This window comes from Streptomyces sp. NPDC005494 (assembly GCF_042872025.1).
Taxonomy (GTDB): Bacteria; Actinomycetota; Actinomycetes; order Streptomycetales; family Streptomycetaceae; genus Streptomyces.
Map to the genome: position 1 here is coordinate 1 of NZ_JBIAJR010000028.1, position 4,870 is coordinate 4,870.

At 68.9% G+C, this 4,870-nt stretch carries 1 protein-coding gene; it reads right to left on the reverse strand.

The annotated features are described in order from the left end of the window. Positions 1-4,870, reverse strand: a 4,870-nt coding sequence (locus tag ACFYQ6_RS34875; protein WP_388766875.1) for a beta-ketoacyl synthase N-terminal-like domain-containing protein, incomplete at both ends; no start/stop codon positions are given.

The following is a 4,870-nucleotide window of genomic DNA, read 5'->3' on the forward strand; positions in this document are numbered from 1 at the left end:
CCAGACCACCCGTACCACCCGTCACCAACACCGTGCCATCACCGAACGACCCATCAGCACCCGCTAGCCCGGCTGAAGCGCGCACCAGACGCGGAACCCAAACCCGCCCCTCACGCACCGCGACCTCAGGCTCACCACACCCCACCACCAGCTCCACCGCACCCGCAGAACCATCCACATCACCCAGAACGATCCGCCCCGGATTCTCCGCCTGCGCAGCCCGAACCAGCCCCCACACACCAGCACCAGCAAGATCCGACACACCACCACCATCAACCGCCACCGCACCACGCGTGACGATCACCAACCGGCCATCAGCGAACCTCTCATCCGCCAACCACCCCTGCACCACACCCAAAACCCCACCGACAACACCCCGCAACGCCCCCGGAACATCCGCCCCAGGGCCATCCACAGACACATCCACAGGCGACTCAGCAGCGAACACCACCACATCAGCGCCCACCACCCCACCACCCGCAACGTCCTCCCACCACACGAACGAACCCGCAGCAGCCGACGAACCCCCAGCAACCACACCCCACTCAACGGCCAGCAGGGAATCGGCCGTCGAGGCCTTGGTCCGCAGTTGCTTCACGTCCAGTGCGCGAGTGGTGAGCGATGCCGCCGAGAGCACAGGTGCGCCGGCGATGTCGGTGACATGCATCGCGCAGCCGGACTCGGCACGCACCAGGCGGACACGGAGCTCGTCCGCGCCCGTGGCGTGCAGGGCCACCTCGCTCCACTCGGAGGGCGTCCGCGGCCTGCCGTCCGTCTCGGCCTCGCCCATCAGAAGGGCAGCCTGCAGGCCGCCCTCCAGAAGAGCGGGGTGCAGCCCCGGCCGATCGGTGTCCTCCTGGGCGTGCTCGGGTACGGCGACCTCGGCGAAGATCTCCTCCCCCCGCGTCCAGACGGCTTTCAGCCCTCGGAGCCCCGGACCGTAGCCGTACCCCTGGTCCTCCAGCCGCTCGTACACCGCTTCGACAGGGACCGACACCGCACCCGCCGGCGGCCAGACCACCAGATCGAAGTCGGGTGCGGGTGCCTGCGGTATCAGCGTCCCTTCCGCGTGTACCGTCCACGTCGCATCCGGATCACCCTCCGCACGGGAGTGCACGGCAATGCTGCGACGATCGGTCGAGGTCTCGGCTGCGCCGACCGCCACCTGGAACTGCACGGCGGCAGTCTCGGGAACGACCAACGGTGCCCGCAGGGTGAGCTGCTCCAGCAGCGCGCACCCGACCTCGTCGCCTGCACGAAGCGCCAGCTCCACCCAGGTGCTCCCCGGAAGGAGCACACTGCCCAGGATGTCGTGTTCGGCCAGCCGGGGATGGGAGTTGAGGGAGAGTCGGCCAGTGAAGACGACTCCTCCGTCCGGCAAGGTCACCGCCGCACCCAGCAGCGGGTGCCCCGCCTCGCCGAGACCCAGCGATTCCGGATCACCCCCGGCGACTGCGGGCAGCGACCAGTAGCTCTCGCGCTGGAAGGCGTAGGTCGGCAGGTCGACTCGGCGGGCTCCGGTGGGCGCGTAGAACGCGGCCCAGTCCGGGACATGACCCACCGTGTGCAGCCGCGCGAGCGCCGTGACCAGCGCCTCGGGCTCACTCTGGTTACGGCGCAGACCCGGCACGAACACCGCGTCGGACGCCGAATTCTGCGCCATGGCGGTGAGCACGGCGTCGGGACCGACCTCCAGGAACACGGACACCCCGGCCGCCGACAGCGCACGCACTCCGTCCCCGAAGCGCACGGCCTCACGGACGTGGCGCACCCAGTACTCGGGGGTGCGCAGGTCGTCGGTGGTTGCCAGCTCGCCGGTGACGTTGGAGACCACCGGGATGCGCGGTTCCTGGAACGTCACGCTCTGCGCGACGGTACGGAACTCGGCCAGCATCGGCTCCATCAGCGGCGAGTGGAACGCATGCGAGACCCGCAGACGGTTTGTCTTCCGACCCTCCGCCTCGAAACGGGCCGCGACCGCCAGGACGTCATCCTCAGCACCGGAGATGACGACCGCGTCCGGACCGTTCACCGCAGCGATGCTCACCGCGTCCGACGTCAGATACGGAAGGACCTCGTCCTCCGACGCACGCACGGCGACCATCGCCCCACCCGCCGGCAGGGCCTGCATCAACCGCGCACGCGCAGCCACCAACCGCGCCGCATCCCCCAGCGAGAGAACACCCGACACGTGCGCGGCCGTCAGCTCACCCACCGAATGCCCGGCCAGGAAGTCAGGGCGCACACCCCAGGACTCCAGCAACCGGAACAACGCCGTCTCGAACGCGAACAACGCAGGCTGCGTGAACTCCGTCCGCTCCAGAACCCCCGCATCCTCACCCCACACCACATCCCGCAACGACCTCGGCAGATGGCCGTCCAGCTCCGCCACCACCGCATCAAAAGCCGCAGCAAACACCGGGAAGGAAACATGAAGCTCACGCCCCATCCCCACCCGCTGCGCACCCTGCCCCGTGAACAGGAACGCGGTCCTACCCGCGCGCACAGCACCCACGGCCACACCACTCGTGCCACCCGCCGCGAGCGTCCGCAGCCCCTCGACCAGCTGCTCCCGCGTCCCGCCCACCACCGCAGCCCGATGCTCGAACACCGCACGCGACGTCACCAACGAGAAACCGACATCAACCGGCCGAACCTCGGACCCCACCACTCGCTCCAGCAGACGCGCGGCCTGATCACGCAACGCCTCCGGACTACGACCCGACACCACCCACGGCACCACCGGACCATCCACCACCGGCCCACCAACAGCCGCCGACGGCTCCTCCACCACCTGCTCCAGCACCACATGCGCGTTCGTACCGCTGATCCCGAACGACGACACAGCCGCCCGCCGCGGACCATCCGTCACAGGCCAGTCCCGGGCTTCCGTCAGCAACTCCACCGCACCCGCCGACCAATCCACCTGGTCCGACGGACGATCCACATGCAACGTCTTCGGCAACACACCATGCCGCATCGCCTGCACCGCCTTGATCACCTGGCTCACGCCGGCGGCGGCCTGGGTGTGGCCCATGTTGGACTTGATGGAACTGAGCCACAGCGGTCGCCCTTCGGGCCGCTCCTGGCCGTACGTCGCCAGCAACGCCTGCGCCTCGATCGGATCACCCAGGGTCGTACCCGTACCGTGCGCCTCCACCAGGTCCACATCGGCGCCGGTCAGACCTGCATTCGCGAGGGCCTGCCGAATGACGCGTACCTGCGACGGGCCGTTCGGGGCCGAGAATCCGTTGCTCGCACCGTCCTGGTTCAGCGCCGAACCCCGCACCACCGCAACCACCGGGTGCCCAAGACGCCGCGCATCGGAAAGCCGCTCCACCAGCAGCATCCCCGCACCCTCACCCCACGCCGTCCCATCCGCACCAGCAGCGAACGACTTCGCACGCCCATCCGCAGCCAACCCACGCTGCTCACTGAAGTAGACGAACATCTGGGGCGTGGTCATGACGGTGACGCCGCCGGCGAGTGCCAGGTCGCAGTCCCCGGACCGCAGTGACTGGATCGCCGAGTGCAGGGCGACCAACGAAGAGGAGCAGGCGGTGTCGACCGTCACGGCCGGGCCCTCGAGGCCCAGCGTGTAGGCGATGCGGCCGGAGACCAGGCTGCCACCGGCGCTGACGCCGGCGTAGTCGTGGTACATCAGTCCGGCGAAGACACCGGTGCGTGATCCCTTGAGCGTGCCGGGATCGATTCCGGCACGCTCGATGGCCTCCCAGGACACCTCCAGCAGCAGCCGTTGCTGGGGATCCATCTCGTACGCTTCCCGAGGGCTGATCCCGAAGAAACCGGGGTCGAACTCTCCTGCTTCATGCAGGAATCCCCCGTCCCTGGTGTACGTCTTCCCGAGCTTCCCGGGCTCCGGGTCGTACAGCCGTCCGGTGTCCCAGCCACGGTTGTCGGGGAATGCCGACACCACGTCGCGGCCCTCGGCAACGACATCCCACAGGTCCTCGGGGGATGCCACACCGCCTGGGTAGCGACAAGCCATCGCGACGATCACGATCGGATCGTCGTCCAGCACCGTCGGGCGCAGGACGGTGGAACCCGTCGTCTCTGTGCCGCTGCTCCCTGTCAGCTGGTTGTCGACGAACGCCGCCACCGACCGTGCACTGGGGTAGTCGAAGACGAGCGTGGCCGGCAGTCGCAGGCCTGTAGCAGCGTTGACGCGGTTACGGAGCTCGATGGCCGTGAGCGAATCGAAGCCCAGATCCTTGAAGGCACGGTCCGCTTCCACGGCGTCGACCGTGGCATGGCCGAGCACGCCGGCGACCTGGTCCCGCACCACGTCCAGCAGCAGTCGAGCGCGCTCCTCGGGAGGCAGACCTGACAGTTGCGCAGCCAGACCGGACGGAAGGCCCCGGTCGCCGGCCGCACGCCGGACAGGAACACGTATCAGCCCCCGCAGCAGTGGAGGCAGCCCCTCTCCGCGTCGACGCAACACGGCCTGGTCCAGGGGCAACGGCACCACGAGAGGACCATCCACGGCCAGACCGGCGTCGAACAGCTCCAGGCCCTGCTCCACGCTGAGGGCGGGGAAGCCCTGGCGGGCCATGTGCTCAGCGGCCTCGTCGGCCTGGTCGTTCATCCCGGTGTCGACGTTCCAGAGGCCGAACGCCATGGACACCGCTGCAAGACCCTGCGCCCGACGACTGGTCGCCAGTCCGTCCAGGAAGGAGTTCGCCGCGGCGTAGTTCGCCTGCCCTGCAGCCAGCACGAGCCCGCCGGCAGAGGAGAACATCACGAACGCCGAGAGGTCCATCCCCGCCGTCAGCTCATGCAGATACCACGCCGCATCCGCCTTCGGCGCGAACACCCCGTCCAACCGCTCCGGCGACATCGCACCGATCAC